We start from the raw sequence: 1,398 nt of genomic DNA on the forward strand, positions 1-1,398 counted from the left end.
CAAGTGTTTTCATTTTGACCTATATTGATTCACATTGTTCTATCTGCTACTAAGGCATGACAGAGGTTGAATCGAATTTTGGAGGTGGAGGAGTCTGGCCTGTATAATCCCCTATTACAAATGCAGTGTAAGGCCAGTTCAGTTCGTTAGGTCCCGCACCTGGTAGGTTTGTGCGTCCATATTGAAATACGGTGTTTCCTTTGGAATCAATAATTATAACACGTTCATTAATCTGATCTGAAATAATGGTTTCTTCATTGGCAAGCCTAACTGCATTTGAAGGTAAAGGTGATGGATTACTTTTGGATGTATTGTTAGTGAAATATTGAAAGACCGTGTCTTTTTGCATGTTTACTTCTAGTATGCGGCTATGACCAGAGTCAACAATTAATGTATTATTGTTCGGGAGTCTGCTTGCAAATGCAACTGTTTGTAGTCCTGTGTCATTGTATTGCCATGCTATATTGCCATCCCGTGTAATCTCAATGGTACGATTATTGTTTTCATCTGCAATCAAGATATTATCATTTGGAAGTAATTCTGCACTGTTAGGATTATTCAGTGCTCCAGGTCCTGATGTTGGACCATAAGACCATACTATTTGTTTTGTTTTGTTCACTTCGATGATTCTATTATTTCCTTGATCTGTTATTAGGAAATCATGATTAGGTAGTTGGATTGCAAATACTGGAGCACTCAACATGTTGGAACCAGAGCCTGCGACTCCAGCTTGTCCGTATTGCCATACGATTTGACCGGTTTGGTTTACTACTATGACACGATTGTCTACACATCCCTTTGGCATCAATCCTGATGCACCTGCTGGCAAACCTGTTCCCGCTATAAGCGTCAATCCATCAGAGAGTCTTTCCGCATCATTTGTTCCTATGACTGATCCAGGTCCAGGATTGCAAAGCGTAGCATTTCCAGAACCAAAACTCCATACGATATTTTTAGTAGACGGATTTACTTCTACGACTCGATTATTGAACTGATCTGAAATTAGAATATTACCAGATCTGTTAAACACATCTTTACTCATCGAATTATTTGTAGTTTGTATTGATGGATTCACTGCCCACCCTCGCATGACAAGTACTTGTGCAGTAGTATCTGTTACACATGCAGGGGAATTATCTTCTGCCTTTAAGACTAGTTGCATTCCTTCAATACATTGAATATCCTGAATCATGATTCCTGATTTGATTTGTTTTAACGGAGACAAGAAAACAGAACTAGCGTCTGCATATGATATCATAGATAGAACAAGAATTCCGATTGCAACCAATGATATTTGCAGTGTTTTCGTATTTCATAGTTATGCGTGCATATCTTTTGAGGATTACTAATGAATCAGTCGGAACCTGGAAGACTCGTATACATTATAGAAGTCCAAAT

At 38.6% G+C, this 1,398-nt stretch carries 1 protein-coding gene; it reads right to left on the reverse strand.

The features are described from left to right. Window positions 1-49: 49 nt before the first annotated feature. Window positions 50-1,288, reverse strand: a complete 1,239-nt coding sequence (locus DYY66_RS04515; protein ID WP_166286591.1) for a PQQ-binding-like beta-propeller repeat protein — start codon at window positions 1,286-1,288, stop codon at window positions 50-52. Window positions 1,289-1,398: the final 110 nt, after the last annotated feature.

Origin of the sequence: Candidatus Nitrosotalea sp. FS (genome assembly GCF_011319475.1) — an archaeon.
Lineage (GTDB): Archaea > Thermoproteota > Nitrososphaeria > Nitrososphaerales > Nitrosopumilaceae > Nitrosotalea.